This window comes from Clostridium sp. AF35-15 (assembly GCF_003477745.1).
Classification (GTDB): Bacteria; Bacillota; Clostridia; order Lachnospirales; family Lachnospiraceae; genus Otoolea; species Otoolea fessa.
The window spans coordinates 185815-210901 of the sequence record NZ_QUDY01000001.1 but is presented as its reverse complement, the minus strand read 5'-3'; the positions used below and the strand labels follow the sequence as shown (position 1 = coordinate 210901).

General features: G+C 51.0%; 21 protein-coding genes and 5 pseudogenes. 19 read left to right on the top strand and 7 right to left on the bottom strand.

Annotation, left to right across the window (positions count from 1 at the left end; translation table 11 throughout):
* Positions 1–10 precede the first annotated feature (10 nt).
* The 14 genes and pseudogenes from DWZ76_RS00980 to DWZ76_RS00895 form a co-directional block, all read left to right on the top strand.
* The gene (locus DWZ76_RS00980; RefSeq protein WP_107000754.1) at positions 11–1924 is read left to right on the top strand and encodes an acyl-CoA dehydrogenase family protein; all 1914 of its coding nucleotides are present in this window, start codon (positions 11–13) and stop codon (positions 1922–1924) included.
* A 22-nt stretch (positions 1925–1946) separates the two neighbouring features.
* Positions 1947–3158: an FprA family A-type flavoprotein gene (locus DWZ76_RS00975; protein ID WP_117506266.1), complete on the top strand. Its 1212-nt coding sequence runs from the start codon at positions 1947–1949 to the stop codon at positions 3156–3158.
* A 165-nt stretch (positions 3159–3323) separates the two neighbouring features.
* Positions 3324–5840 (top strand): ribonucleoside-diphosphate reductase subunit alpha, encoded by a 2517-nt coding sequence (locus DWZ76_RS00970; protein ID WP_182431247.1) that lies wholly within the window; start codon positions 3324–3326, stop codon positions 5838–5840.
* 10 nt (positions 5841–5850) lie between these two features.
* Positions 5851–6894, top strand: a complete 1044-nt coding sequence (locus DWZ76_RS00965; RefSeq protein WP_118471508.1) for a ribonucleotide-diphosphate reductase subunit beta — start codon at positions 5851–5853, stop codon at positions 6892–6894.
* 37 nt (positions 6895–6931) lie between these two features.
* Positions 6932–8113: an MBL fold metallo-hydrolase gene (locus tag DWZ76_RS00960; protein WP_118471506.1), complete on the top strand. Its 1182-nt coding sequence runs from the start codon at positions 6932–6934 to the stop codon at positions 8111–8113.
* Positions 8114–8274: 161 nt separating this feature from the next.
* On the top strand, positions 8275–8598 hold the full coding sequence (locus DWZ76_RS00955; protein ID WP_107000750.1) for a thioredoxin family protein: 324 nt from the start codon (positions 8275–8277) through the stop codon (positions 8596–8598).
* Between the two features lie 14 nt (positions 8599–8612).
* The gene (trxB, locus tag DWZ76_RS00950) at positions 8613–9542 is read left to right on the top strand and encodes a thioredoxin-disulfide reductase (protein ID WP_117796825.1); all 930 of its coding nucleotides are present in this window, start codon (positions 8613–8615) and stop codon (positions 9540–9542) included.
* A gap of 294 nt (positions 9543–9836) precedes the next feature.
* On the top strand, positions 9837–9998 hold the full coding sequence (locus DWZ76_RS15190; RefSeq protein ID WP_233430214.1) for a hypothetical protein: 162 nt from the start codon (positions 9837–9839) through the stop codon (positions 9996–9998).
* Between the two features lie 582 nt (positions 9999–10580).
* Positions 10581–11003 carry a type II toxin-antitoxin system PemK/MazF family toxin gene (locus tag DWZ76_RS00935; RefSeq protein ID WP_118471504.1) on the top strand — a complete coding sequence of 141 codons (423 nt, stop codon included), beginning with the start codon at positions 10581–10583 and terminating at the stop codon, positions 11001–11003.
* Complete coding sequence (locus DWZ76_RS00930) at positions 10996–11226, top strand: DNA-binding protein (RefSeq protein ID WP_118471502.1); 231 nt, start codon at positions 10996–10998, stop codon at positions 11224–11226. The genes DWZ76_RS00935 and DWZ76_RS00930 overlap by 8 nt, the downstream gene beginning before the upstream one ends.
* Before the next feature lie 71 nt (positions 11227–11297).
* A pseudogene (locus DWZ76_RS00925) lies at positions 11298–12506 on the top strand (site-specific integrase).
* 147 nt (positions 12507–12653) lie between these two features.
* Entirely contained in the window at positions 12654–13865 is a 1212-nt protein-coding gene (locus DWZ76_RS00915; RefSeq protein WP_118471500.1) for a site-specific integrase, read from the top strand.
* A 632-nt stretch (positions 13866–14497) separates the two neighbouring features.
* A pseudogene (locus DWZ76_RS00900) lies at positions 14498–14791 on the top strand (AAA family ATPase); the annotation flags it as partial.
* Positions 14785–14946, top strand: a pseudogene (locus tag DWZ76_RS00895) (CD1845 family protein); the annotation flags it as partial. The pseudogenes DWZ76_RS00900 and DWZ76_RS00895, both read left to right, overlap by 7 nt.
* A 72-nt stretch (positions 14947–15018) precedes the next feature.
* On the opposite strand, the pseudogene DWZ76_RS00890 reads toward DWZ76_RS00895, so the two are convergent.
* A pseudogene (locus tag DWZ76_RS00890) lies at positions 15019–15882 on the bottom strand (ATP-binding protein); the annotation flags it as partial.
* A 388-nt stretch (positions 15883–16270) separates the two neighbouring features.
* Here DWZ76_RS00890 and DWZ76_RS00885 point away from each other — a divergent pair.
* The 3 genes from DWZ76_RS00885 (at position 16271) to DWZ76_RS15370 (ending at position 18182) form a co-directional block, all read left to right on the top strand.
* Entirely contained in the window at positions 16271–17587 is a 1317-nt protein-coding gene (locus tag DWZ76_RS00885) for a hemolysin family protein (protein WP_107000749.1), read from the top strand.
* Between the two features lie 211 nt (positions 17588–17798).
* Entirely contained in the window at positions 17799–17936 is a 138-nt protein-coding gene (locus tag DWZ76_RS00880; protein WP_233430213.1) for a hypothetical protein, read from the top strand.
* A 120-nt stretch (positions 17937–18056) separates the two neighbouring features.
* On the top strand, positions 18057–18182 hold the full coding sequence (locus tag DWZ76_RS15370; RefSeq protein WP_270231192.1) for a hypothetical protein: 126 nt from the start codon (positions 18057–18059) through the stop codon (positions 18180–18182).
* 70 nt (positions 18183–18252) lie between these two features.
* Here the strand turns inward: DWZ76_RS15370 and DWZ76_RS00875 are convergent.
* The 4 genes and pseudogenes from DWZ76_RS00875 to DWZ76_RS14975 all read right to left on the bottom strand — a co-directional run.
* Positions 18253–18494: pseudogene (locus DWZ76_RS00875) on the bottom strand (peptide-methionine (R)-S-oxide reductase); the annotation flags it as partial.
* Positions 18495–18583: 89 nt separating this feature from the next.
* Complete coding sequence (locus tag DWZ76_RS00870) at positions 18584–19534, bottom strand: TlpA disulfide reductase family protein (RefSeq protein WP_182431256.1); 951 nt, start codon at positions 19532–19534, stop codon at positions 18584–18586.
* Positions 19535–19545: 11 nt separating this feature from the next.
* Positions 19546–20439, bottom strand: coding sequence for a 4Fe-4S binding protein (locus DWZ76_RS00865; protein WP_182430897.1), 894 nt, complete (start codon positions 20437–20439; stop codon positions 19546–19548).
* Positions 20440–20464: 25 nt separating this feature from the next.
* On the bottom strand, positions 20465–20611 hold the full coding sequence (locus DWZ76_RS14975) for a CD1871A family CXXC motif-containing protein (RefSeq protein WP_182426666.1): 147 nt from the start codon (positions 20609–20611) through the stop codon (positions 20465–20467).
* A gap of 147 nt (positions 20612–20758) precedes the next feature.
* Here DWZ76_RS14975 and DWZ76_RS00860 point away from each other — a divergent pair, with 147 nt between their 5' ends.
* Positions 20759–21436, top strand: coding sequence for a response regulator transcription factor (locus tag DWZ76_RS00860; protein WP_118471494.1), 678 nt, complete (start codon positions 20759–20761; stop codon positions 21434–21436).
* On the top strand, positions 21433–22584 hold the full coding sequence (locus DWZ76_RS00855; protein ID WP_118471492.1) for an ATP-binding protein: 1152 nt from the start codon (positions 21433–21435) through the stop codon (positions 22582–22584). Before DWZ76_RS00860 ends, DWZ76_RS00855 begins: the two co-directional genes overlap by 4 nt.
* Here DWZ76_RS00855 and DWZ76_RS00850 read toward each other — a convergent pair.
* Entirely contained in the window at positions 22570–22860 is a 291-nt protein-coding gene (locus DWZ76_RS00850; RefSeq protein WP_182431246.1) for a hypothetical protein, read from the bottom strand. The two genes, DWZ76_RS00855 and DWZ76_RS00850, sit on opposite strands and share 15 nt — an antisense overlap.
* A gap of 370 nt (positions 22861–23230) precedes the next feature.
* Positions 23231–24991 (bottom strand): diguanylate cyclase, encoded by a 1761-nt coding sequence (locus DWZ76_RS00845; protein ID WP_118471775.1) that lies wholly within the window; start codon positions 24989–24991, stop codon positions 23231–23233.
* Positions 24992–25087 lie beyond the last annotated feature (96 nt).

Sequence of the window (25087 nt, the reverse complement as noted above, 5' to 3'; positions counted from 1 at the left end):
AGGTACCCATATGCTGTTTCAAACCACGGCGGCGCACGAAGAGCTGCGCGCGAAGATCCGGAGTTTTGCGGAGGAGGAGATCAAGCCCCTCGCATTTTTAATGGATCAGAACAATGAGTTTCCCGAGGAGGCTGTCAAGAAGCTGGGTAAGCTGGGCTGGATGGGCATTCCCTACCCCAAGGAGTACGGCGGTGCCGGTCTTGATGCCCTGAGCTACGCCATCGCGGTGGAGGAGCTGGCCCGTGTGGACGGCGGCGCGGGCGTAATCCTCTCCGCCCACGTCTCCCTAGGCTCATGGCCCATTTTCGCCTATGGCACCGAGGAGCAGAAGAAGAAATATCTGGTTCCGCTGGCCAAGGGCGAGAAGATCGGCGCCTTCGGCCTCACGGAGTCCAACGCCGGATCCGACGCCGGCGGCACGGAGACCACGGCGCTGGATAAGGGGGACTACTACCTCCTCAACGGCGGCAAGATCTTCATTACCAACGCCCCTAAGGCGGACACCTATGTGGTTTTCGCCGTCACCACGCCGGACATCGGCACCCGGGGCATCTCCGCTTTCATCGTGGAGAAGGGCTGGAAGGGCTTTGAGTTCGGCGACCACTATGACAAGATGGGCATTCGCTCCTCCTCCACGGCGGAGCTGATCTTCAACGACGTGAAGGTTCCCAAGGAAAACCTATTGGGCAAGGAGGGCGAGGGCTTCAAGATTGCCATGTCCACGCTGGACGGCGGACGCATCGGCATCGCCGCGCAGGCGCTGGGCATCGCCCAAGGCGCGTTTGAGCACGCGTTGAGCTATTCCAAGGAGCGCGTCCAGTTCGGCAAGCCCATCGCGGCCCAGCAGAGCATCGCCTTCAAGTTGGCGGATATGGCCACCAAGCTGCGCTGCGCCCGGTTCCTCATCTACTCCGCGGCGGAGCTGAAGGAGCAGCACGCGCCTTACGGCATGGAGTCCGCCATGGCGAAGATGTACGCCTCGGACATCGCGCTGGAGGTCACCAACGATGCCTTGCAGATCCACGGCGGCAGTGGCTTCCTCAAGGGCATGGAGGTGGAACGGGCCTACCGCGACGCCAAGATCACCACCATCTACGAGGGCACTAACGAGATCCAGCGGGTGGTCATCGCCTCTCATCTGGTGGGCAGGCTGGGCAAGAGCTCCGGCGGCGAGAGCCGTTCGGCGGCCAAGAAACCCGCGCCCATCACCGGCATTCGCAAAAAGACCATCTTCCGGGAAGGGGATGCTGCCCAGCAGGTGGCCGACCTTGTAGCGGCGCTGAAGAAGGATGGTCACGACTTCTCCGTGGGCATCCCTATGGATACGCCCATCCCGCAGGCGGAGCGGGTGGTCTCCGCGGGCAAGGGCATCGGGGAGAAAAAGAACATGAAACTGGTAGAGTCGCTGGCCAAGGCTGCCGGCGCGGCCATCGGTTCTTCCCGCCCTGTGGCGGAGACTCTCAAATATCTGCCGCTGAACCGCTATGTGGGTATGTCCGGTCAGAAGTTCACCGGCAATCTGTACATCGCCTGTGGCATCTCCGGCGCATCCCAGCACCTTAAGGGCATCAAGGACGCCTCCACCATCGTGGCCATCAATAAGAACGGTAACGCGCCTATCTTCAAGAACTGCGACTACGGCATCGTGGGCGATGTGGAGGAGATCCTGCCCCTGCTCACTGCTGCGCTGGATAGCGGCGAAAAGCTGCCCGCGCCGCCTATGGTAAAGATGAAGCGGCCCACACCGCCGAAGCCCGCCCCCATCGGCGACCGTTACGTCTGCAGCGGCTGCGGCTACGAGTATGTGCCGGAGTTGGGCGACGAGGACGGCGAGATCGCGCCGGGTACGCTCTTTGAGCAGCTTCCCGCCGAGTGGGTGTGCCCGGAGTGCGCGGAGACGAAGGATCAATTTGTAAAGGCTTGAGCCGTGAAGGAGGTAAGATAAGATGTATTGCGTGCGTAAAGTAACAAACGACCTCTACTGGGTGGGCGCCAACGACCATCGCCTGGCCCTGTTTGAAAACTGCTTTCCCATTCCCCGGGGCGTAAGCTACAACGCTTACTGCCTGCTGGATGAAAAGACGGTGCTCTTTGACACGGTGGACTGGTCTGCCTGCCGCCAGCTTTTGGAAAATCTGGCGTATGTGCTGGATGGCCGCGAGCTGGACTACCTGCTGGTCAACCATCTGGAGCCGGATCACGCCGCCTGCATCGAGGAGATCCTGCTGCGCCATCCTAAGGTGAAGCTGATCTCCAACGAGAAGGCATTCATGCTCATGCGGCAGTTCGGCTTCCATGTGGACGGACATGAGTGCATCGAGGTGAAGGAGGGCGACACCTTCTCCTTTGGCAAGCACACCGTCACCTTTGTGGGCGCGCCTATGGTTCACTGGCCGGAGGCCATGGTGACCCTCGACGTCACCGACGGCGTCCTCTTTTCCGCCGACGCCTTCGGCACCTTCGGCGCGCTGGACGGCAAGCTGTTCGCCGACGAGGTGGACTTCGAGCGGGACTGGCTGGACGACGCCCGCCGCTATCTCACCAACATCGTGGGCAAGTACGGCCCCCACATCCAGCTCCTGCTGAAAAAGGCCGGCGGCGTTTTGGATCAGATCAAGTACATCTGCCCGCTCCACGGCCCCGTGTGGCGCAAGGATCTGGGCTGGTTCATCGAAAAGTACGACACATGGAGCCGCTATGCCCCTGAGACCCAGGGCGTGCTCATCGTCTACGCCTCCATGTACGGCAACACGGAGAACGCGGCGCAGGCGCTGGCGACGTCGCTCTGCGATAAGGGCATGAGCAAGGTGGCGATGTACGATGTGTCCTCCACTCATGTCTCCCAGCTGATCTCCGAGGCGTTTAAGTACAGTCACATTGTCCTGGCCTCTGTGACCTACAATCTCGGCATCTACCCCGCCATGCATGACTTCCTCATGGATATGAAGGCACTGAATCTGCAAAACCGCACCTTTGCCATCATTGAAAACGGCTCATGGGCGGTGAAGTCCGGTGACCTCATGCAGAAATTCGTCAACGATGAGCTTAAGAACATGACGGTGCTCAACGAGCGGCTCAGCCTCGCCTCGTCTATGGGCACGGACAAGCGCACTGAGCTGGAAGCACTGGCGGACGCCATTCTGGAATCTATGAAGTAACTGGCAGGAAAGCCAAAACCAAGACAACAGACAACAAACAGCCCCGCCGTGTCGGCTGCAGAAAAACCGGCTTTCAAAAATAGAGCGGGCAAGCGTGATACTGCGCTTGCCCGCTCTTTGCCCAAAAGGACATGAGAAGTGACCGGAGAAGATGAGAGGATCGAAATGGAGATCAGAAAACGAAACGGGAAGTCTGTTCCTTTTCAACAGGAGAAAATTTTCAACGCTATGAAAAAAGCGTTTGATGGACAGGGAAGGGAGATTGGGGGCGGAGAACTGGAGGAGATCCTCGCCGCCGTTCTCAACAATCTCTCCGTCACAGTACCGCTCACCGTGGAACGTGTGCAGGACGAGGTGGAGCGGACGCTCATGGAGCGCGGACACTATGAGGTGGCCAAGGCGTACATCCTCTATCGCGAAAAGCGGTCTGCGCTGCGCCGCGTCCGGCATACCATCGCGCAGACGGTGGGGGATAACTCGCTTGACGAGGTGCTGCGCCGTATCCAGATGGATTTTACCGAGGAAATCTACTCCCTCGCGGCGCTTCAAATGAAGTTTGAGAGCTTCTGTCGCCCGGGCATGACGGAGGATGAGAGGGCTGAGGCACTGACCAAGGCAGCGGTAGAGCTGACTACGGCAGAGGCACCCAAGTGGGAGTTCATCGCGGCGCGGCTTCTGAACCACTCCTTTCGCTGTCGCAACGCACAGGAATGGGAGGGGCGCGGCGTCGGCGACCTCTATGGCAGGCTTCGCTATCTGACGGATAAGGGACTCTACGGTGACTATATTCTTGCCCACTATACCCACGAGGAGATCGCTATGGCGGAGGACTTTCTCTGCCCGGAACGGGACGAGTTGTTCACCTACTCCGGCCTTGACCTGCTGCTCAAACGCTATGTGATCCAGTCACGCAGCCGCGTGCCGCTGGAAACACCGCAGGAGATGTTTTTGGGTATCGCGCTGCATCTTGCTATGAACGAAAGCTCTGACCGCATGGGGTGGGTAAAACGCTTTTACGATATGCTCAGCCGTATGGAGGTCACGATGGCGACACCTACCATGTCCAACGCACGAAAGCCCTACCATCAGCTTTCAAGCTGCTTTGTGGACACTGTGCCGGACAGTCTGGACGGCATCTACCGCTCGCTGGACAACTTCGCAAAGGTCTCTAAATTTGGCGGTGGAATGGGGATGTACTTCGGTAAGGTGCGCGCTGCAGGCAGCACCATCCGCGGCTTTCAAGGGGCGGCGGGCGGTGTTATCCGCTGGATCCGGTTGGTCAACGACACCGCCGTGGCGGTGGATCAGTTGGGGATGCGGCAGGGCGCTGCGGCGGTTTACTTAGACGCATGGCACCGGGATCTGCCTGAATTCCTTCAACTGCGCACCAACAACGGCGATGACCGCATGAAGGCGCATGATGTGTTTCCCGCCGTGTGCTATCCGGATCTCTTCTGGCGACTGGCGGAGGAGAACATAGACGCGCCGTGGCATCTCATGTGTCCGCATGAGATCCTCACGGTCAAGGGCTACGCACTGGAGGATTACTGGGGTACGGAATGGGAGAAGCGGTATCTGGACTGCGTCAATGACCCGCGCATCGAAAAGCGCAGCGTCACCGTCAAGGACATCGTGCGGCTGGTGCTTCGCTCGGCAGTGGAGACCGGCACGCCCTTCGCCTTCAACCGCGACAGCGTAAATCGTATGAACCCAAACGGCCACACGGGAATGATCTATTGCTCCAATCTCTGCACGGAGATCGCACAGAACATGGCGCCCATCGAGCATATCAGCACTGAGGTGCACACGGAGAACGGCGACACAGTGGTGGTGACGGCCACACTCCCCGGTGAGTTTGTGGTCTGCAACCTGGCGAGTCTGTCTCTCGGTAATCTGGCGGTGGAGGACGAGGCCTATATGGAACGCACGGTGGAAACGGCCATCCGCGCACTGGATAATGTGATCGACCTCAACTTCTACCCGTTGGAATACGCGCGGCTTACCAATCAGAAGTACCGCAGCATCGGCCTGGGCGTCAGCGGCTACCACCACATGCTGGCAAAGCGCGGCATCCGATGGGAGAGCGATGAGCACCTTGCCTTCACCGATGCGGTATTCGAGCATATCAACTACGCCGCCGTCAAGGCGGACACAGCACTGGCACGGGAAAAGGGCCGCTATGCGCTCTTTGAGGGCAGCGACTGGCAGACAGGCGCGTATTTTGAAAAGCGAGGTTATACCTCAGAAAAGTGGCGGGCGCTTGCGGAAACGGTGGCGGTGCAGGGAATGCGCAACGCCTATCTGCTGGCTGTCGCACCCACTTCCAGCACATCCATCCTCTCCGGCACGTCGGCGGGCATCGATCCAATTATGAAGAAATTCTTCTTAGAGGAGAAAAAGGGCAGCATGCTGCCCCGCGTTGCCCCGGAGCTTTCTATGGATACATGGTGGTACTATAAGGCGGCGCATCTGATCGACCAAAGCTGGTCGGTGCGCGCCGCGGGCCTTCGCCAGAGACATATTGACCAGGCGCAGAGCATGAATCTCTATATCACCAATGACTATTCCATGCGTCAGGTGCTCAGACTGTATTTAGAGGCGTGGAGGGTCGGTGTCAAGACCATTTACTATGTCCGCAGCAAGGCCCTTGAGGTCGAGGACTGCGAAAGCTGCTCGTCATAAGGAGGATATCATGACGGAACTGAAGAAAAAGCCCCTCTTTAACCCGGAGGGCAACCTTGATGTGCGCCTGCGGCGCATGATCGGCGGCAATACCACCAACCTCAACGACTTCAACAATATGAAGTACGCTTGGGTCAGCGACTGGTACCGGCAGGCCATGAACAACTTTTGGATCCCTGAGGAGATCAATCTCTCGCAGGATGTGAAGGACTATCCCCGCCTGTTGTCAGCCGAGCGCAGCGCCTACGATAAAATTTTAAGTTTTCTTGTCTTTTTGGATTCCATTCAGACAGCAAACCTGCCTAATATCGGCGCCTACATTACCGCCAACGAGGTCAATCTCTGCCTGTCCATTCAGGCGTTTCAGGAGTGTGTCCACTCACAGAGCTACAGCTATATGCTCGACACCATCTGCTCTCCTGTTGAGCGCAATGACATCCTCTACCAATGGAAAACGGACGAGCACCTGCTGCGCCGCAACACCTTCATTGGGGACTGTTACAACGAGTTTCAGGAGCGGAAGGATGCTCCCACGCTGCTGCGCGTGATGATGGCGAACTATATTTTGGAGGGCATCTATTTTTACAGCGGCTTTATGTTCTTCTACAATCTCTCCCGAAACGGGAAGATGCCCGGCTCGGCGCAGGAGATTCGCTACATCAACCGCGATGAGAATACGCACTTGTGGCTGTTCCGCAATATCATCACGGAGCTGCAAAAGGAGCAGCCGGAGTTGTTCACCGCCGAGAGTGTACAAGCGCTGCGCGAGATGATGCGTGAGGGCGTGGAGCAGGAGATCGCATGGGGGCATTATGTGATCGGCGACGACATCCCGGGGTTGAACCGGCAGATGATCAGCGATTACATCCGCTATCTCGGGAATCTTCGCTGGACGAGCCTTGGCTATCCGGCATTGTATCCGGGCTTTGAGAGCGAACCGGAGAGCATGGAATGGGTCAGCCAGTACGCTGACGCCAATATGGTCAAGACCGATTTCTTTGAGGCACGCAGTACCGCCTACGCCAAGAGCACCGCACTGATAGACGATTTATAAGAAAACCAAAGACATCAGAATAGGAGGTATTTTTTATATGGATATCCGAACGGTAACAGATGCCATCCGCTATGTAGGGGTGGATGATAACACATTGGCACTCTTTGAAAACCAGTACCCCGTCCAGCCTATGGGAGTGAGCTACAACTCCTATGTCATTCTGGACGAGAAAATCGCCGTGATGGACAGCGTGGACGCACGGGCGGCGGAGGAATGGCTTTCCAATGTAGCGCAGGTGTTGGGGGGGCGCAACCCCGATTATCTTGTGGTCACACACATGGAGCCGGATCATTCCGGCAGCCTCATGCGGATAGCGCAAGAGTACCCGGAGATGAAGATCGTGGGAAACGCGAAAACATTTACCCTGATCAAGCAGTTCTTTGGCACGGGTGCATTGTCGGAAGACCGTATGCTGGAGGTTGGCGAGGGCAGCACGATCTCTCTGGGCTCACACCGGCTGCGCTTCCTGCTGGCACCGATGGTACACTGGCCGGAGGTGATGACGGCGTATGAGGAAACGGAAAAAATCCTGTTCTCGGCGGATGCCTTCGGACGCTTTGGCTCACTGGAACGGACTGCCCGTGCCCCCTGGGTGCCGCAGGCCCGACGGTATTATTACAATATTATCGGGAAATATGGCGCACAGGTGCAGGCTCTGCTGAAAAAGACCTCCTCGCTGGAGATCCAAACGATCTGCCCGCTCCATGGTCCCGTGCTTACAGAAGGGCTGGAGGAGTGTCTGCGGCTCTATGATCTCTGGTCACAATGGGAACCAGAAGAATCGGAGAGCATACTGATTGCCCACGCATCCATCCATGGAAATACTGCCCATGCGGCGAAGACCCTCAAGGGTAAATTAGAGAAAAAAGGCGTGCAGGTCAGCATATGTGATCTCACTGTGACAGATCTTTCCTACGCTGTTGCCAGTGCGTTCTACTGCGGGAAACTGGTGTTGGCCTGCTCCACTTATGACGGAGGACTGTTCCCGCCCATGAAGGCCTTTTTGGATCATTTACAGACAAAGGGATTCCGAAACCGCCGGATCGGCCTCATGGAAAACGGCTCATGGGCCCCTGCTGCCGCGCGGCTGATGCGCGCCGAGTTGGAAAAGATGAAGGAACTCCGACTGTGTGAAACGGAGGTATCGCTGCGCGGCGCACTGAACCAAACCAGCGAAGCGCAGATGGACGCTCTTGTGGCGGAGCTCTGCGCGGAATAAGCTGCAACAAACCGCAGCTATTCTCGTACAGATGATGGTCTTACTCATCTGCTTTATGTCCCAAGGGCAGAGTACCGTCATCTCAGGTTGAGGTCACGATGTGGTGCGGGGCGAGAACGGAGTCTTGAGAATACCCAAACAAAAGAAAGGAGCTGACAGATATGGCAGCTATGAATATGAATCAGGAGCAGTTTGAGCAGGCGACCCGGGGCGAAAAGCCCGTTTTGGTGGATTTCTGGGCGCCCTGGTGCGGCTATTGCCGGAGGATCGGCCCTGCGTATGAGAAGATTGGAGAGGAATACGCGGACAGCCTCGTTGTCAGCAAGATCAATATTGACGAGGAGCCGCGGCTGGCGGGGGCCGAGGGGATCGAGGTCATCCCAACTCTGGTGCTGTACCGGAACGGAAAGGCCGTGGATTCCATCACCGCGCCCGGCTCAAAGGCAGAGATCGACCGCTTCATTCAGGAAGCCTTGGCGAAATAACGGAGGATTCAGATATGAACAACAATCATGTTTATGATATGCTCGTGGTGGGCGGCGGCCCGGGCGGCTACACCGCCGCCCTGTACGCGGCCCGGGCGGGGCTGGACACCGTCGTGCTGGAAAAGCTGTCTGCTGGCGGGCAGATGGCCCTGACCGAGCAGATCGACAACTACCCCGGCTTTGAGAACGGGATCGACGGCTTCTCTCTGGCGGAGAAGATGCAAAAGCAGGCGGAGCGTTTTGGGGCACGCAGCGAATACGCGGAAGTTCTCCGCATGGATCTGACGGCGGTTCCCAAGCTCGTGGAGACCAGCGAGGGGATCTTCCGGGGAAAAACCGTGGTGCTGGCCACCGGCGCAGACCCCAGAACGCTGGGCGTTGCCGGAGAGACGGAGCTGTTGGGCCGGGGCGTGGCCTACTGCGCCGCCTGCGATGGGATGTTTTACAAGGACAAAACGGTGGTCGTGGTGGGCGGCGGCAATTCCGCCGCGGCAGATGCCCTCCTTCTCAGCCGCGTGGCGAAAAAGGTGATCCTCGTCCACCGCAGAGACACCCTGCGGGCCACCAAGATCTATCACGAGCCACTGGAACAGACCGAAAATGTGGAATTCCGCTGGAACAGCACCGTTTCCGCGCTGCTTTCCGGGGACAGGCTGACCGGCGTACGCCTGCGGGACACCGTCACCGGTGAGGAAAGCGTGGTGGACTGCGACGGCGTATTTGTCAGCGTGGGCCGACAGCCCGCCACGGCGCTGGCGGTGGGTCAACTGGCGCTGGACGGCGGCGGCTATATCGTGGCCGGAGAGACCACGGAAACCAGTATTCCCGGCGTTTACGCCGTGGGCGACGTGCGGACGAAGCCCCTCCGTCAGGTGGTCACCGCCGTGGCGGACGGCGCGGTGGCAGTCCACATGGCGGAGAAATATATCGCGGAAAACCGATAAGGAAGGTAGATTGAAAAAGCCATGTTTAAGGTCAGGCCGGATACGACCGCAGTGGGGATGCCGACATATCTGCAAGGAAAACTGCCAGAGTGATGGCAGATAAGATCACCCATGTAAGATCGGGAGATATGTTGTCTCTCCATATCCAGTCCACGCAACAGTGAGCAACTGAACACGAAACACAGCCACAGATGTACTCTGCGGCTGTGCTTTTATGCATAGTACTTACGGAAAGGATTCGATGAGCAGATTTCTGTGATACGGATTTTGGATTCTCGCAGAGAGGAATTTCGATTGAGTAAAGCATATGAGCAGAAAATTGACGTGGTAAATGTCATTACTGCTCCAGAAATTGAAATGCTGATTATTCATGCAGAAGGAGCATATGATCAGTTTAAGCGTTCTGGAAAAAAACAAGCGAATTTTGTAAAACAAATCTTCGGATGCATGATGTGAAGTCGTATGAGATAGAATCGTCTTCGATGCCTCGTTGGGAAACCAACGAGGTATTTTTTTTGCCCCAATCCGACTGCATAGGACACTGAAAAAATCAAAACAAACCATATGTAGTCCTGCAAGGACAACCAAAGTGCGCCTACGAGGCCAACGCGAAACCGGAGGATTCTTGTTAAACTTACTTTGTAAGGACGAAAGTCCGGATGTCCCTTGAAAACTGAATACTCATTCTTCAGGTACATTCCTGTTTGGTCGAGCCATCGACTGCACGCCATGAAGCCCATCGGGGCGATAGCGGTTTCGCAGAAGCAAATGCCGGATTGCAACCGGCGGCGGTGCTAAAGCCAGACAGGGACAATGATACTTCCGTAATTCGCGGTCCGGCCATAAGGAAGGCGGGATGGTTAAATTCCAATGGAGCAGTGAAGCACACTGCCGCCTGTGAGAAATCCTACATCTCTGGGGTGATAAGAAAAAGTACAGAGAAACCATATTTTCAGAAAGCACTGCTGGGTGCTGTATCAGCATGATACCTGGCAGGCTTTATCCATATCAGTGTATGGAGATTGGAGACAACAGAAAATGAAAGAAAACTGGGTTTATCGGCGAGGTGATTTATATCTCGCCAATCTCGGTGTTCCGGTTGGATCAAAGCAGGGCGGTGTTCGTCCTGTTGTGGTTCTTCAGAATGATGCCGGTAATTATTATGCGCCGACAATCACGATTGCTCCGCTGACATCGAAAATTGAGAAGAAGCGAAAGCAGCCAACGCATTTCTTTCTCCGTAAAGCAAAGGAACTGGCAAAACCGTCTATGGTATTGGCAGAACAGCTCGACACCTGCGACAAGATATGCGTGATTCGCTATCTTGGGCGGGTAAGTAAGGGGCAGATGCGTGGGATCGACGAAGCTGTAAGGATTCAGCTTGGTTATTACATTCCGGAACAGGCAGAGAAAAAAAGACAGGGCAAATGCCGAAAGGAAGGCGAAGAAGGCGATGGATAAACTGATTACAAGGAAGGAAGCAGCCAGTATACTGGGAATCAGCGTAAAAACACTGGATGCTGCAAGAACAGACGGTTTGATCTCCTATGTTCAGTATGTGGAAAACGGCTGCGTTTATTTCACGGAAGTGGGGCTTCAGGAGTACATTGCAAAATGTACACACCGTGCAAAACCGATGGAACGTGCTGCGACATATCGCAAACCTCGAAGCTTTCGGCGGTGAAAATCGACGTCGTTGAGTATGGACGATGAATCCGCAATAATGAAAGCAACAACAGAATTGGAGGTAATGATATGGCGGCAAGAAGAATGATGATTCCCGATTATGGTACGGTGAGTATGAAGGGAACGCAGTATTATCGAACCCGTGTAACAGATCAGCAGGGGCGGCGGGTTTCCTTATATGCAAGAACGAGAGAGGAACTGTACCAGAAGGAACAGGAAGCGATCCAGCAGATTGAGAACAAGACGTATCGCCGCAGTACACCTACAGTGGAGGAGTATTGCGAGAAATGGTTGCTGATGTAGTCGGCACAGATCAGGATGACAACGCTGATTGACTATACATCGAAAGTGAAGAACTACACCATTAAGCCATTGGGCGATATGCATATGGGAGATGTAACAGCAGATGACATTCGCCTGGCACTGCTGGCGGCATCAAAAAAGTCGGCATCCGTGTACAAATCGGTGAGCGTTATATATAAGTGTATTTTTACGGCAGCAATGGAGAGCAAGATCATTGATGAGAATCCGACCATCTATCTGAAGAAGAATGTGGGAGGAATTCCCCAGAAGGAACGCCTCCCGCTTACGGATGAGCAGGTGGATAAGCTGCTGGATGCCATTTACGGCTTGCCGCCGTATGTGTTTGTAATGCTGGGGCTGTACGCAGGATTGCGGAGAGAAGAAATCCTCGGACTTCAATGGGATTCGGTGTATCTTGATTGCGAGGCTCCGTACCTTACCGTTCGGAGAGCCTGGCATACGGAGCATAATCGTCCGGTGATTCTGACAGAGCTGAAAACAAAGGCAGCGCATCGGAATGTCCCTCTGCCGGACAATCTTCTGGAATGTCTGAAAGAGGCGAAGAATACATCGACATCGGATTATGTGGTTGCAAACCGGGATGGAGACCCGTTGTCCTATACGCAATTCAAGAGATTATGGCAGTATATCGTAACCCGTACCACCAAGGAACGCTGCTATTATCGCTATGAAGATGGCAAGAGGGTAAAGCATACGGTGAAGCCGGTTCTGGGGCAAAAGGCGGCACACAATGGAAATGTGGTTTACAGTCTGGACTTTGAGGTGACTCCGCATCAGCTGCGGCACACCTATATTACGAATCTGATTCATGCTTCGGTTGATCCGAAGACAGTTCAGTATCTTGCCGGTCATGAAAGCAGCAAGATCACCATGGATATTTACGCCAAGGTGAAATACAATCGCCCAGAGCAGCTCGCAGGAGTGCTGGAAGATGCTTTTGCATCGTGGGATTAAGAGTAAATCAGAAAAAACTTAGGGCAGGGATGGTCAAAAATCCCTGCCCTTTTTACATACATTCGACATCCTTGAAGGAAGTGGTGTACGCCATGATAATAAAAGTGACAACACGCAATATATGAAGATAGACGAGGAGGAGAACACATGGCTAAAGGAAAAAAGCGTCCTGCTGAACTTCCGGAATACGGAACAGTGATGATGAAAGGGGTACAGTATTATCGTACCCGAATTACAGATGCAGACGGAAAGAGAGTGGCAATCTATGGGCTGACACGCGAAGAATTGTATGACCGGGTGGAAGATGCCCAGAAGAAAATTGCAGAAGTGGTTTTCCACAGAGAGAATCCGACCGTGGAAGAGTACTGCGAAAAATGGCTGCTGATGCGGTCTGGAACGGTAAGAACCAATACGTTGGAGGGATACGAGCGGATGGTGAATCGGTACATCGTGGGTCCAATTGGACAGATGTATATGGATGAGGTGACCACAGATGACCTGCGGCTGCTGATGGTTCCGCTATCAAAAGGTTCTTCCGGAATGTATGGTCAGCTTAATATGCTGATTAAGAACATTTTTAATTCGGCAGAAGAGAGCAAGGTGATCAAAGAGAATCCATCCAAAACGATTTGCGCAAGAGGAGGAAAGCCTGCGAAACGGCGCGAAGCTTTGACGGATGAACAGACTGCCATTTTGCTGGATAGCATTCGTGAGCTACCACCGTATGTTTTCGTAATGATCGGCTTGTACGCGGGATTGCGTAGAGAAGAGATTCTTGGATTGAAATGGGACTGCGTATTCCTGGATGAAAAAACGCCGTACATTTCTGTAAGGCGTGCATGGCATGTGGAAGGCGGTGAGCCGGTGGTCAACACACTTTTGAAGACTCCGGCAGCGAAGCGAGATGTTCCGATTCCCAAATGCCTGGTAGCCTGTCTCAAGGAAGCAAGGGAAAAATCAGAATCGGAATATGTGATCTCCAATTCAAAGGGAACTGTTTTGACGGAAGCACAGTTTGTGAGGGTCTGGAAGTACATAACAGTCCGTTCCACCGCAGAACGCTGTTATTACACCTATGTAAATGGGCAGTCCATCAAGCATAGAATAAAGCCAAGGCTTGGTGAGCATCAGCCGAACAATCCCAAGCTGGTGTATACGATGGACTTCAAGGTGACTCCGCACATGCTGCGGCACACCTACATCACCAATCTGATTTACAAAGGTGTTGATCCAAAGACGGTGCAGTATTTGGCAGACCATGAGAACAGCAAAACGACTATGGACATCTATGCGAAAGGCAAGTATAATAAACCTGAGAAATTAAGCAGCGTTGTGAATGCTGCATTCGGGCTGCGTTAAACGGCACCAAAAATCTCGCGATTTCGTGGGTTTACCTATGGGTTTACTGAGAGAGGGAAGCCCGAAAAAACGCATGAATACTGGACTTTTGGGATCAAGGTCAGGTGAATACGGTCTCAAAGCAGCTCGTCGCGCTCCGCAGTTCAGCAAGCGATAATCGACTGCTCAGACTATATCAAAATGGTTCAAAAACCCCGGAAAATCAAGGTTTTCCGGGGTTTTCTTATACCTAAATGGGCTGATATAGTTTGACCAAATTTGGCAAAACGAGAGCCGTTTTCACCCAATTTTTAGTGGTTAAATATAGGACAACCGCCAAAAATGGGGTCAAAAAACGTCCTTAGTGGTTAAAAAGTAGGACAACCAGAGAGCAATTTCGGGGGTATTTTTGAGGGCAATTTTGGCACTCTCAGACACCAAATTTTTCGCCGGAGAGTTTGGCATAATCTGACCAAATCTGAACAATTAAATACGATTCTAATGCAGGCACTCAGTAACAAATAACTGGGTGCTTTTTTCATTTCAGGGAAAAAGATTCCTGCATTAGAAAGGGCCGTCACTTTATGATTTTGAAGTGGCGGCTTTTTCTATTTCCAGAAGCAATAGCAACAATTAGAAATGAGGTGAAGTCAATGAACACGCAAATCATTGCCATTGCCAACCAGAAAGGCGGCGTTGGCAAGACAACGACCTGTGCCAACTTGGGAATCGGGCTGGCGCAGGCCGGAAAGAAAGTCCTGCTGATCGACGGGGACCCGCAAGGGAGCCTGACAATCAGCCTGGGCCATCCCCAGCCGGACAAGCTGCCCTTTACGCTGTCGGACGCTATGGGGCGTATCCTGATGGATGAGCCGCTTCGTCCCGGCGAGGGTATCCTGCACCACCCAGAGGGTGTAGACCTGATGCCTGCGGACATCCAGTTGGCGTGGCTGTGCTTATTACCTATTCCTCGCAGAATGGTGCGATTTTGCTGGTTATAGCTTTTTTGATTAGCCCGATGGGATTGCCGCTGGCGGCGATCTGGCTGTTGGGTAAGGCGCAGGATTTGAAATTTGCGATCCAGGATTGGATGTATGGGTAAATGATGTGAATATAATCTGGAATGAAAAGAAGCAGGACAATGGGAGATGAGACCCAATGCCCTGCTTCTGGGTTATTTGGAATGAACGGTAGTGTATTTCTGGTTTTTGCTTTTGGGTTTGTCTGGAAACATCATTTCAAGTTTACCAGAAGATAATAAAGGCTTGAGGTAATATTTGCTGAAGTGAGAACGGCTGGAAACATCAATATATGCTTGCATTTCATCTCGACTTTTAGGATCTGCACAAAATTCCAATAGCAAGTTTTGCTTGCTGATCACAGATGTATCATGTGCGCCATCATGTGCGGCATCATGTACGGAAGCACCGCACATGTTGTAGTTTACATTTTTCAAGATGACTCTGAAATCTGTCGCTGTTGAGAAAAATTCGGGCTTATATGCCTCTGTGTATCCAGGCAGCTTTTCGGTTTCACTGACGATTTTGCGTATGCCACTTCCACGGCGTTCCATATACTTCATGCGGTGGAACAGGTCAGCAATCACAGGGTTTCGTCGCATGGAACGGATACTGTAAATATCGTATTCCTGAATTGAGCCGCCGCCAAACATACCGCCCGGAGATGTGATTTCCACCCGATCATCAAACATATCAATATGGATTTCGCTGCCAAGCACAATATAATCACGATGGATAAGCGCATTAACAAGAGCCTCTGTCACAGCTCGTTCAGCATAATCCGTCTTGTCTACACGATACTGTGCCTTTTTGACAAAACGGACTTTGGAATTATTGCGAATAAATTCACTGCCGCTGTTCAGTAAATAAATCAAATTTCCCTCGTATTCTTTATCGTCCAGCGCATCATCAAAGATAGAGCCTTTTTCCAAGCCATTCCACCGGATACAGAACATACGGGAGTTATAAACCGTGAGCTGATCGGTCATGAGTTTTCCGGCATTGGTCAGGAGTCCATCAATAAGGAAGATGATATGGTGGAAAGCAAGTCTGAAAATGGCTTGCTTTTTACTTTAAAATGATGTTAAGTGATGATAAAGAAAATTGAATTTCCCAAAGAAATTAAAAATAATCGGATTTTATGTTTTACATAAATTTAACACACTTTTGCTTTTTTCGAATTGATTATGTTAGGTCTTTTTGTTATACTGTACTACAATACTATTTGAGAGGAGGAATATTTAACATGGACGAAAGTGATAATGATTCTGAAGCGAACCAATTCAATAGAATTTTTATTTATATATCGCAAGGCATGGACTATGTATTCGGAACATAGACCATGTCTTTTGTTGCTTTTAAGTAAGTGTGATATTTAGATAATTTTATTGTAGAAAGGTTTTATTTATGAGTACATCAATTTTTATTCTTTTAGTAGTGCAGATTATTTTAATTATATTAAACGCGATTTTTGCGAGTGCAGAGATCGCTGTTTTATCAATGAATGAAACAAAGCTAGAACGAATGGCAGAACAAGGTAATGGTCGGGCAAAGAGATTAGTACGATTAACGCAAGAGCCGGCACGATTTCTTGCGACAATTCAGGTTGCAATCACATTGTCGGGATTTTTAGGAAGTGCTTTTGCAGCAGATAATTTCTCAGAACCTTTAGTTGATTGGGTTGTTGGGATGGGTGTGAATATTCCACGTTCTACTTTAGATACCATAGCTGTTATATTGATTACATTGATTTTATCATATTTCACGTTGGTTTTTGGCGAATTAGTTCCAAAGAGAATCGCAATGAAAAAATCTGAAGAACTGGCAATGGGGATTTCAGGATTGGTTACGGGAATCTCTATCCTATTTAAGCCAATCGTTTCATTTCTTTCAATATCAACCAATATTGTCTTGAGGATTTGTGGTATTGATCCAAATGAAGCGGAAGATCAAGTAGGTGAAGAAGAAATACGTATGCTTGTTGATGCGGGAAGTGAAAAAGGAACAATAGATCATCAAGAAAAAGAGTTTATTCAAAATGTTTTTGAATTTAATGATATTATGGCTGGTACGATTGCTACACATCGAACAGATGTGACAATATTATGGATGTCTGATGATGTGAAGGAGTGGGATGAAACGATCCACAATACACGACATACCCTTTATCCCGTCTGTGGAGATTCGATAGATCATGTTATTGGTATTTTAAATGCAAAAGACTATTTTAGATTAAAAGAAAAAAGTAAGGATATGGTTATAGATTCTGCAATTTCTGCACCATACTTTGTTATGGAAACTACAAAAGCAGATGTGCTTTTTAAAAATATGAAACAATCGAAGCAATCTATGGCGATTGTATTAGATGAGCATGGTGGAGTGGTTGGAATAGTAACTCTTTTTGATTTATTAGAAGAAATTGTTGGCGATTTAAACGATATTGAACCAATATCGTCGGAAGAAGAAACTGTTATTATAAGAATAAGCGATAACAAGTGGGAAGTGAAAGGAAATATACGATTAAGTGATATTGAAGACGCTATAGGTGTTACATTTACAGCAGAAGATTGTGACACATTTACTGGATTTGTATTTCAAAAATTTGGTATGGTACCAAAGGATGGGGATACAAAAATAGAATTAGAAATAGAAAATATGCATATAATCATTGACAAAATAAAAGAACATCAAGTTGAACATGCAATTATAGAAATTTTAGAATAAAATTTTGAAATGCATTTGAAAATTATTTTAGAAACAAGGGGATATATCAGAAGAGTACATATACATTTTCAAATACAACAGGGATAGAATGATGTTGCGATAAAAAAGAGGGAGACACACATTTGTTTAATCCATGAAGTCCAATTTTGCTGTTGACGGACGAACACATGCAGAGTACCGCAAGACCAAATCGGAAATGCAGGATTGGCTTGTGGCGCAGAAGATTATGCAGGAAAACCTGAAAGAGGACGAGCAGAAAAAGAGCAGCTGCATGAGCAGGAAGTGCGGCAGGAAGAAGAAAATAGACAAAGCAGTCGATGATGGAATGTCCGGTGCAGTGTGGGTGTAATGCTCATGCTGCACCGGGCTTTTTTCTTTGAAAATGATTTTTTATAATGTTGATCTTTGACTGCTCTTAACTCAAAAAGAGTTATAATACGGAAAAAGAGTTAAGAATGCAGGTGATGACATGGAATATCTCGATAAAGTTCTTGGAGTCAAGGTTACCTATGAGGACGTAGAGTTTAAGCATGGAGTGACTGTCTTGGATGCGGCATATTTGATTCCATTTAAGGCAAAGCATGGATGGATTTGACAGATCGTAAGGCCGCAGGAGAACACGTTGATAGCAAAAATATTAAGAAACATAACAGTATTTTGCGAACTCATTCCTCGAACAGATACAGAAGATATCCGTAACCCTCTGCTTTCATCTTTGCGTAAGGCACAAAGCGCAGGACCGCACTGTTGATGCAGTAGCGCACGCCATTGGGGACTCCGGCTCGCCAGTGAACACATGACCAAGGTGAGAATCTCCGGCACGGCTTCTGACCTCTGTACGGCGCATGCCGTGGCTCAGGTCCTCCAGTTCCACCACGGCAGGCTCTTCAATGGGCTTTGTGAAAGCCGCTCAGCAGCAGTACCGCGGTGAGCAGAAGCGGCAATACTCTCCGATACATGGTGTATCCCTCCTTTCGGAGAAGATAAATTCGTTTGTCAGCCCATATCGGCGGCAAGAGCCTGGTCGATGAGCTTTTGCAGAGTCTCCGCCTGCTTCTTTTCCGTGATGGCGCCTACGATGGGTTCACCCACGATATTGCCGCTGCGGTCGACCACATAGGTGGTGGGATAGGCAAAGATGTTGGTGGTAAACTTTCCCGCCTCACCGTCGGAGTCAAAATACACATTCTGATAGGTGGCGCCCTTCTTGGCAAGCACATCCTTCGCCTCGGAAATTGCCGTTTCGTCGCCGTCCAGCGTGAAGGTGTTGACGCCGATGAGGGAGCCGCCCTTCTCCGCCAGTTCCTTGTTCAGCGCATCCAGCTCGGAAAGCTCGCCTACGCAGGGATTGCAGGTGGTGAACCAGAAATTCACCACGGTGACGGCGTTGGCGGAGAACAGCTCGTCGCTCTTCACCGTGTTGCCATCCAGGTCCTTGCCCTCAAAGACGGGGAATTTCTGCATACTGCCGTCATCAGGCGGCGTGGTCATGTCGCTGCCCGCGGGCACGCTCATAGCGCCATCCGTAGATTGCTGTGCCGCCTCGGGGTACTTTTTCTCTATCATGGTCAGCTTGTTTTCAATCTCGCGGATTTTCTCTGCCGCCTCCTTGAGCAGCTTCAGCTCATCCTCCGTAAACTGATCTTTGGAACCTTCGATGGTGTCCAACAAGAACTCACCATAGTTTTTGCCGTTCTCCTGCATGGTCATGCCCTTGTCGGCCGCTATGAAAACTTTTTCCCAAAGCGCTGTGTTCTCCGAGAGAATGGCATTTTCCTGCGCCATCAGCTCCTTGTGCATGGCAACCGCTTCCTCGGCATTCTTCGGTTCGCTACTCATTCCGTCCATTTTGTCTCCGCCCTTTGTGGCGCAGGCTGCCAGAGAGAGCACCATCAGTGCAGTAAGCAGCAGAGCCAGAATTCTGCCGGCAGTATTCGTCCTATTCATCTTCATTCGTTTTATTCCTCCCTGTTAGTGTTGTTTGTCTGTAGTGTTTCCGCTGCTTTTGCCTTATCTTTACCGTCTCCGAAGCCGTAGCGGAAGCACACGGCTTTCGTCGGACAGGCGCGGATGCACATTCCGCAGCGGATGCACTCGGTATGGTTGGGCGTTTTCGTCACATCCACATCCATCTTGCAGGCTCTGGCGCATTTCCCGCAGGAAACGCACTTATTCTTATCCACCTTCATCTGGAAGAGGGACACCCGGTTGAACAGCGCGTAGAACGCGCCCAGCGGGCAGAGCCACTTGCAGAACGGTCGGTAGAACAGTACGCTCAGCGCAATCACCGACAGCAGGATGCTGAATTTCCATGTAAACAGCTTGCCCAGCGCCGCCCGGATGCCGGAATTGGCAAGGGACAGCGGGATGGCTCCCTCCAGCACGCCTTGGGGGCAGAGGTATTTGCAGAAGAACGGGTCTCCCATGCCAACATCGTTCACAAGGAATGCCGGTAGCAGGAAAACCATCACCAGCAGGACAGCGTATTTCAGGTATGTCAGCAGTTTCAGCCTCTTTGTGGAAAGCTTCTTAGTGGGGATTTTGTGCAGCAGCTCCTGAAACCAGCCGAAGGGGCATAGAAAGCCGCAGATAAAGCGCCCCAGCAGCACGCCCAGCAGAATGAGGAAGCCTATGATATAGTAGGAGAAGCTGAACTTGGAAGACCCCACCACCGCCTGAAACGCCCCAATGGGGCAGGCCCCGGACGCCGACGGACAGGAGTAGCAGTTCAGCCCCGGCACGCAGACGGTCTTCCCCGCCCCCTGATACAGTCCGCCCTTGAGAAAGTTCGGCAGATGCAGGTTGGTCAGCAGCGTCGCCCCCGCCTGAATCCAGCCCCGGAAGCGGGACATGGTCTGTGAAACGCCTGAAAACTTTTTACCCAATGCCCACACACTCCAGACATAATTTGATTGCTTTGCTCAGCACTGTCGCCGCCTCGCCCCGCCAGACACCGAAGCACAGCATGGCGGCTCCGGCCATCAGCAGCGCGATCTGCGCCGCTGCCTTTTTCTCGCAGCTCATTTTTCATCACCCTTTCCGATTTTCTGTCCCCATCATAGCGCGGGAGAGTTAAAGTCTCTGTTAAGAACGAAAACTTAACACAAACCTTATCTGTTTTTGCTATAATGAAAGCAACACAAAAACGAAGAAATAAAAAGGAGGGCTCTCATGCACCTTTTAGTAATTGAAGATGAACGCGCCCTGTGCGAGACCATCGTCCGCAGCCTGCGGCGGCTGGCCTACAGCGTGGACTACTGCTATGACGGGGAAAAAGCGCTGGCGCTTCTGGGCGTGGAACGATACGATCTGGTGCTTCTTGATCTGAATCTGCCGAAAAAGGACGGCATGACGGTGCTGCGCACCCTGCGGCAGACCGACCGGGAGACGCGGGTGCTGATCCTCTCCGCCCGCAGCGAAGTGGAGGACAAGGTGCAGGGGCTGGACGCCGGGGCGAACGACTATCTGGCGAAGCCCTTCCACTTGGCGGAGCTGGAGGCCCGCATCCGCAGCCTGACATTGCGGCAGTTTACCCAGCAGGATGTGCTGCTAAGCTGCGGAGACCTGACCTTTGACACCCGTTCCCGTACCGCCACCGTCAACGGGCAGGCGCTGACGCTCACCCGGAAGGAAACAGGAATCCTGGAATACCTGATGGTGCATCAAGGAAGGCCAGTAAGTCAGGAGGAGCTGATGGATCACGTTTGGGACAATAGCGTGGACAGCTTCAGCAATTCCATTCGCGTCCACATCTCCGCCCTGCGCAAAAAGCTCCGCACCGTGCTGGGCTATGACCCCATCCGCAACCGCATCGGCGAGGGCTATCTGATGGGAGGTGAGGAGGAATGAAGCGGCTTTCCCTGCAGTGGCGCATCACGTTGATGTCCGTCCTGCTCATCGGTGTCACCTGCGTGGCCATGAATCTGCTGCTGTGCTCCTCCGGTGTGTATTATATGGACACCATTGCGGACAACTTACAAGGCGGCGGCACGGTGATCCTGAATGATGGCGGAGCGGCGAGCTTTGACCCACAGCTCATAGCCCCTGACGAGGATCTGACGATCATTGTCGATGGGGTGCAGGGGCGCTTCCGCACCACCAACTGGTACATCACGGCGGCGATAACGCTGCTCAGTGGCATCCTCGCCTATTTCGTCAGCGGACGCGCTCTCAAGCCCCTGCGCAGCTTTACCTCGCAGGTGGAGCAGGTGCAGCTGAACAATCTTGCCGATATGAGGATCGATGAAGACGCTATTTCGGAGTTCCGGCAGCTGAGCCGCTCGTTCAACCAGATGCTGGAGCGGCTGAACAACGCCTTTTCCGCTCAGCGGCAGTTCACCGGCAACGCCGCCCACGAGCTGCGCACGCCACTGGCACTAATGCAGGCGCAGTTGGAGCTGTTTTCCGCGGAGCATCCTGATGTGCGACCGGAGACGGCGGAGTTCCTCACGCTTTTGCGTGAGCAGACGGAACGGCTGATACAGATGACCAGGACACTGCTGGAGATGAGCAATCTGCAGCAGGTGGCGCGGAACGAGCGGATCCAGCTCGCTCCCATGATCGAGGAGATCTTCACAGATCTTGCGCCGCTCTCAGATAAGCTCGGCGTCACGCTGACGGCGGAGGGCGACGGCATTATGACCGGCAGCGATGCACTGATTTACCGGCTGATCTTCAACCTGACGGAGAATGCTGTCAAGTACAACCGGCCGGGCGGCTCGGTACGGGTTTCTGTCACTCAGGAGTTGGAAAAGCTCCTGCTCCGCGTCTCCGACACCAGCTGCGGCATCCCGGAGGTGTATCAGCGCAGTATTTTCCAGCCCTTCTTCCGGGTGGACAAGTCTCGCAGCCGGGAATACGGTGGCGCAGGACTGGGGCTCTCACTGGTATGGGAGATCGCCGACCTCCACGGCGGCTCCGTTTGGGTGGAGAAAAGTTCGGAGAAGGGCACTACCATTGCGGTGGGGTTGCCAACGCAACAATCAACGAAGCCCTAAAACACTTTTATTCGTTTTTCGCTGCTTCGCTTGCCGCCCTGCGGCGTCCCTCTCCGTATTTTCACGCTCCAATTCCGCCGCACGGAGCTTGCTGTGGACAGACTTATAATCAGAAATTTCCTGTTTCAAACTGTCAATCTCAGCCTTGAGATTTGCAATTAGCTTGTTTGCCGCATCCGCCGCCTTTTGCAGTTTGGATTCCTTTTTCTCTGCTGTAACGTACTTCTTTGCCAGAGTGGAAAGTCGGTCAAAGTCCTCACGCTCCACGGCAACCATGCTCGTCCAGCGCGGGCTTGGAATCCCACTTTTTGCTCATGCTGACCTGCTGTATTTAAATAACCCTATTAACACAATTTTATTAGGCGCAGTATAACTGCTGACGGCGTAGAATCTTGGTGGCTAACTTGGTGGATACCTTGATGGGTGTCATCCTCTAAGTTATCATGGGTTTTGAAGAAGCATTTTATGAGAAAAAGAATCTGGATCCAAAGATGCGGGCATTGCTTAATTCACTGGCGAAAACAGATCATACCTTGGCAAATAAAATAGAAGCTCCACTTGCGATTTAAAAAAAATCCTGTTCAATATATGAATATGAGCAGGATTTTTCTATTTACAACGATATTTTTTACAATATTTCCTTCGATTATCCGGAAAATTTTTCACTGTAATGACTTTTCATATCCTCCCAGTCCATGAACAATACATAAAATACTTTGCCATATTGCTGGCTCTCAACAATTCTCCCATGGTCAAGCACAGACAGATACGATCCATCCGCTCTTTGTAAATGAAAGTGGATATAGTCATTTCCATTGCCATTATCAATCTGTTTCCAAATGCTTGCTTCTATCTTCTTCTTCTCATCTTCCCGTATCAGGTTGCTGAAACTTTTCTTTGTAAGTCTGAATAGTTCATCCATATCTTTATATCCGGCCATATGAAGAAACTCCTGATTTGCATAAAAGAGTTCATCATCTTCTTTGTCTGCTCTGTATATGATAAATGCTCCTGGAAGGTGCTCGGAGATATCCCTAAATGCAAATCCCAGTTGTTTACGAACCCTTAATTCAAGTCCTTCCCTATAAGCCATGCAGCCATTTTTTCCATGAAGTTTTATTTCGTAAAGGGCTGCATCTGCACAGCGCATAAGCTGTGAACGGTTAGACGCAAATGTCGGATATTCCGAATATCCAAGAGAAATATAAAATGGATATTCTTTTCCCTTATATGAAAATGTCTTTGGAGCCATAGTGAATTGCTGTAGCTTCTCTTTTACATCCTCGTAGGAATAATTTTTTAAAAGAATACAGAACTCATCTCCACCATTTCTTCCTAGTAACGCATCAGACGGGAAAAAAGCTTTCATACTGTCTGCCAGACTCCTTAATGCTTTGTCTCCGTAAACATGTCCATAGATATCATTAATAAATTTAAAATCATCAATATCAAGGAGTACAGCCACAAATTTCGCTTTCGGATTTTTATTAATCATCTTTTCTGCCAGTTCATCGAATCCATAGCGATTGTAAATACCTGTAAGAGAATCTGTGTGTGCCAGTATTTGAAATTTGTTTTTATTTTCTTTTGATACCAGCCACATCCGGGTAAGAGTTACCAAAAGCATGGTAATCGCAATAAAGAAAACACTGATTACTGCTATTAATGTATTGTTTCCCCAGCCATTTTCAGGCATTACTTCAAACTTCCAGTTCTCCGTTCCTATCGTAAAGTCATAGGAAACCGGATTCGTTAATTGACGATCTGACTGATAAATAATTTTATAATTATCACTCCATGGATTATCCGTTTTGGAAAGACTATATTCATATCCAAATTTCGAAAGCGCACTTGTCGCATCTGAAAAAATATCCGGAACACGAAGGATAACAATGGTAAATCCCCAAAAATATTCCTGCCCGTTTTCATCTTTCAGATAAATAGGATTGCGGACAGCAATTCCATATCCACCCTGTTTCAATTCAAAAGGTCCCTGTGTAACGATTGTATGATGATCTCTTGCATATATGGAAATTTCACCACGTTCTTTATCATGAATCAGATCAATCTTACCTGCCTCATTTCCATCGGCCGGATAAATATCCGTTACAATACCAGCCGGAGCAAGCTGTACGCTTTCAACAGAATCCGACATAATATTTTTTGCAATTGTGTCAAATTGATTGATTTCTCCAGTTCCGCTGATCAAAAGCTGTTTCAGAACATCTGTAATCTCTATTCCATTTATAATCTCATTCTCTATACGTTCTCCATAGGTTGTTGCATTTAATTGTGCTGTTGTGCGGCTCTGCTCTTTTTCATGAGTATCTGTGTTGTATACGACTAAACTAACAAGGCATATGCCCATTAAAAAAACGAGAAGAGGCACAAGTGTCTTTTTTTTCACCTGATTCACCTCGTTTTATCTCAGTCGAGAAGACTCCCACCTCTTCAGGTGGTGAGTAATAGCAAATTTGTCTCAGTGGGAGTTGGGTCTCTGACT

What these genes read in the sequence shown, in the direction of transcription:
- DWZ76_RS00935 (WP_118471504.1), top strand. Translation starts at nt 10,581, where the DNA reads ATGAAAGAAAACTGGGTTTATCGGCGAGGTGATTTATATCTCGCCAAT.
- DWZ76_RS00965 (WP_118471508.1), top strand. Translation starts at nt 5,851, where the DNA reads ATGACGGAACTGAAGAAAAAGCCCCTCTTTAACCCGGAGGGCAACCTT.
- DWZ76_RS00915 (WP_118471500.1), top strand. Translation starts at nt 12,654, where the DNA reads ATGGCTAAAGGAAAAAAGCGTCCTGCTGAACTTCCGGAATACGGAACA.
- DWZ76_RS00860 (WP_118471494.1), top strand. Translation starts at nt 20,759, where the DNA reads ATGCACCTTTTAGTAATTGAAGATGAACGCGCCCTGTGCGAGACCATC.
- DWZ76_RS00980 (WP_107000754.1), top strand. Translation starts at nt 11, where the DNA reads ATGCTGTTTCAAACCACGGCGGCGCACGAAGAGCTGCGCGCGAAGATC.
- DWZ76_RS00960 (WP_118471506.1), top strand. Translation starts at nt 6,932, where the DNA reads ATGGATATCCGAACGGTAACAGATGCCATCCGCTATGTAGGGGTGGAT.
- DWZ76_RS00850 (WP_182431246.1), bottom strand. Translation starts at nt 22,860, where the DNA reads ATGGTTGCCGTGGAGCGTGAGGACTTTGACCGACTTTCCACTCTGGCA.
- DWZ76_RS00885 (WP_107000749.1), top strand. Translation starts at nt 16,271, where the DNA reads ATGAGTACATCAATTTTTATTCTTTTAGTAGTGCAGATTATTTTAATT.
- DWZ76_RS00970 (WP_182431247.1), top strand. Translation starts at nt 3,324, where the DNA reads ATGGAGATCAGAAAACGAAACGGGAAGTCTGTTCCTTTTCAACAGGAG.
- DWZ76_RS00865 (WP_182430897.1), bottom strand. Translation starts at nt 20,439, where the DNA reads ATGTCCCGCTTCCGGGGCTGGATTCAGGCGGGGGCGACGCTGCTGACC.
- DWZ76_RS00975 (WP_117506266.1), top strand. Translation starts at nt 1,947, where the DNA reads ATGTATTGCGTGCGTAAAGTAACAAACGACCTCTACTGGGTGGGCGCC.
- trxB (WP_117796825.1), top strand. Translation starts at nt 8,613, where the DNA reads ATGAACAACAATCATGTTTATGATATGCTCGTGGTGGGCGGCGGCCCG.
- DWZ76_RS00870 (WP_182431256.1), bottom strand. Translation starts at nt 19,534, where the DNA reads ATGAATAGGACGAATACTGCCGGCAGAATTCTGGCTCTGCTGCTTACT.
- DWZ76_RS14975 (WP_182426666.1), bottom strand. Translation starts at nt 20,611, where the DNA reads ATGAGCTGCGAGAAAAAGGCAGCGGCGCAGATCGCGCTGCTGATGGCC.
- DWZ76_RS00930 (WP_118471502.1), top strand. Translation starts at nt 10,996, where the DNA reads ATGGATAAACTGATTACAAGGAAGGAAGCAGCCAGTATACTGGGAATC.
- DWZ76_RS00855 (WP_118471492.1), top strand. Translation starts at nt 21,433, where the DNA reads ATGAAGCGGCTTTCCCTGCAGTGGCGCATCACGTTGATGTCCGTCCTG.
- DWZ76_RS00955 (WP_107000750.1), top strand. Translation starts at nt 8,275, where the DNA reads ATGGCAGCTATGAATATGAATCAGGAGCAGTTTGAGCAGGCGACCCGG.
- DWZ76_RS15370 (WP_270231192.1), top strand. Translation starts at nt 18,057, where the DNA reads ATGGAATATCTCGATAAAGTTCTTGGAGTCAAGGTTACCTATGAGGAC.